The following is a 3102-nucleotide window of genomic DNA, read 5'->3' on the forward strand; positions in this document are numbered from 1 at the left end:
AGGGGCATACAAAGGCCCATTCATCGTCAGAAATGTCGCTCGGGTAATGCGCTGCTTGTGACATCCCCAAATTTAACTCCAAGTACAGAACAGACTCTAAGGAGTGCTGATGAGATTAGTGACCGTGCCTGCGTCCTTTCGGCGCCTTTTTGTACTAATGGACAAATCGGGTATCATTGGACGCACAATATTTCGCAAACAGCTGTTGTTCAATATATTATAGCAATTTTGCTGAGTAGCCACGCGCAACGAGTAAACGGCCAGCAGTTTCCATTTGTAATGGCACATTGCATTTCATCTCTATTAAGCTGAGCTAATTGTCTTCGCAAACTTTCTTATTTGTTTAATATCGCAGTTGTTTAATATCACAGTTTTTATTTTTTTAATGGGGCAGCCATCACTTAGTACTGCACCAATTAGTTTCAAAATACATCAATTAGTATGTATATTGCGGCCTTAAACTACATGTTGTAAAATATGAATGCACTTAAACTACACTTCTTGAATACAACAGCTAACAGCTTGGTCGCAACGGTGACGAAGAATACTTTCTTACTGTTGGGTGTACTCATGCTGTGGTCCGCTTCAGCTCAAGCTCAACAGGCCTATTGGTGGCGCGGCGCGGCAAATAAGCCAGAAGACTGGACTGAGCCCGCAAACTGGAATACCACTCCAAACGGAACCGGAGCTATTCGTTCCATTCCTGCAGAAAGTGACATTCTAATTTTTGATGGCAACATTGGTGCTAATATTCCTGCTCTCATCAGTTTTAAAGTAGGTGGCTTAGAGACAATTGGACAACTACAATTTCTCAATAATGCCAATGTGACCCTATCAGGCCCAACAACCAGCAATGCCGCCCTAACTATTAGAATTGTTGATAGTACTCCCTCGTCCGGTAGTACGGGCTTGATAGTTGATGCAACATCTCAACTTACCGTTGTTTACTCTGGTAATACCGCAAACCGATTTCTTTTTATAGCAATTGAAACGGGTAAGAAAGGATTAGTTGCTGGCAACATTACCCTTAACACCGGTGCATCAATCCCCTCTCGAGTTGTGGCCGCTGACGCTAATGGATTGGAGTTCACAAACACTGGTTCCTTTACGGCTCAGTCGCTTTCTACTGTACCATTTGGCACAACTGCTTCAACCACCGTTACTGACGCTACAACTCCTCGCTCGGTAATTTTCAGGTCAGGCGCCACCTTTACGCAGTCTAGTGGCAGTGACCCTTTCACAACCACTGCTAATCCAGTCACGGTATTTGACAGCGGCAGCAATTACATCTATAACAGTGGCGCATTCTCGCCCAATGGCCAAACCTACGGCAACCTCACGTTCAATGCCTCGGCTACCGTAGGCGGAGCCCAGCCCATGGTAATTTTCAACAACCTCACTATTACGGCAGGTACAGTCGGCTTGAATGCTGCCGTAGCCAGCCCCGGCGTTGGAACCAGTATTAAGGGAAATTTATTGGCAAATGGGGGAGTTTTAAATTTCACTCCAAACAGTCCTTCGCTCGTTGCCTTCAACGGCACTGCAGCACAGTCCATTAGCGGAAATGGGACGGTTAATTTCAATAGCAATTCCGTATTTCAAATCAACAACTCTGCCGGTGTTACCCTGTTAAGAGCGTTGACGCTCAACGGCGGTTTGGCATTGACCCAAGGCAACATTAACACTAGCCGGCCCGCCAATATTTTGGCACTCTCCGCTTCTACACCCGTCACTGATGGAAGCAACACCAGCTACGTGAATGGCCCAGTATCACGTATTACCTCCTCAGGTGCATCAACCAACATGGTATTTCCAGTTGGTAAAGCGGGGAATTACCGCCCCATGACGTTGAATATCACGTCTCAAACGAATACGGGTGCTGTCACTTATATCGGTGAGCAGCAAGACACGCCGCCTAACCAAGCATTTGCACCCGGCTCAAACCTGACCCGGGTTTCATTTAAGCGTTATTTTCAACTGGCTCCCAGCGTAGCTCCAACGGGCTTTGCAGGCACTGTTAAGCTCAGCTTTGACTTAGATGATTTTGCAAATTACCCCGCTGACCCCACGTTCGTAATCGCTAAAAATGACGCCATTGGCAGTGCGTGGAGTAATATTGGCCGCAGTTCCAATACCGGCACCTCAAATGGCGGCCGGCCCGTAGCAGGTACGCTGACTTCGGCTTCGTTTAATGCTTTTGCACTTTCCTCCAGCAACTTCTCCCTTGCAAGCACCAGCACTGACGAGAATTTTCCATTTGTGAATCCCCTGCCCGTGACGCTGGCCCGCTTTGCCGCAGCGCTTGCCCCAGCCGGGGTGCACGTGACCTGGGCCACGGCCACGGAGAAAAACAACGACCGGTTTGAGGTGCAGCGCAGCGCCAACGGCCAGTCCTTTCAAACCATTGGCACCGTAAAGGGCCAGGGCAACAGCAGCAGCCTGCGCGAGTACGCCTTCGTGGACAGCCGGCCGTTTGCCGGCCAGTCCTACTACCGTCTGCGTCAGGTTGATATCGATGGCACGGTTTCCTATTCGCCTGTGGCCGTAGTAGCTTCCCGGTCCGGCCAGGAGGCCTTGGCTTATCCAAACCCCAGCACAGGCACCATGAAATTGCCCGCATCGGCAGGCATTATTCATTACCGCATTTTCAATGCACTAGGTCAAACGCTGCTCAATGGCCAAGCTGCTGGTAACGAAACTATTGACTTGACGAAGGTTCCCAAAGGACCTTTCTTCCTGGAAATGTCCGGTGCTGCCGGCCGTACCACCCAGCGCCTGGTGCGCGAGTAGTGCTTTAAGGTCACTGCCAATTGTGTTCCATGGCACTAGCAGTGCCAACAGCTTCTAAGAAAAGCCCTGCACCCTTTGGGATGCGGGGCTTTTTTTGCATCCAGCCCCATTCAGACTTGTTGCTGAAGGCACGGGTTGGCTCTCAGCAGTTGTGTAGACGCAGCAGTGTTGTATTTAGTAGCCTGCTGCACGGGAAAACAATGCCTGTATTACAGAAGCTGTTTAGGAAGTAGCCAGCAGCGCGCAAAACAGAAAAGACTTCCAAAAAAGCGGGAAATTTGAGGTGCGACCCATCTCCTTTCCCTCCCTCAT

General features: G+C 49.4%; 1 protein-coding gene. It reads left to right on the forward strand.

What is annotated here, in order from left to right; translation table 11 throughout:
• The first annotated feature begins 477 nt into the window (after window positions 1-477).
• On the forward strand, window positions 478-2790 hold the full coding sequence (locus BEN48_RS18315) for a T9SS type A sorting domain-containing protein (protein ID WP_083321120.1): 2313 nt from the start codon (window positions 478-480) through the stop codon (window positions 2788-2790).
• Window positions 2791-3102 lie beyond the last annotated feature (312 nt).

This window comes from Hymenobacter glacialis (assembly GCF_001816165.1).
Classification (GTDB): domain Bacteria; phylum Bacteroidota; class Bacteroidia; order Cytophagales; family Hymenobacteraceae; genus Hymenobacter; species Hymenobacter glacialis.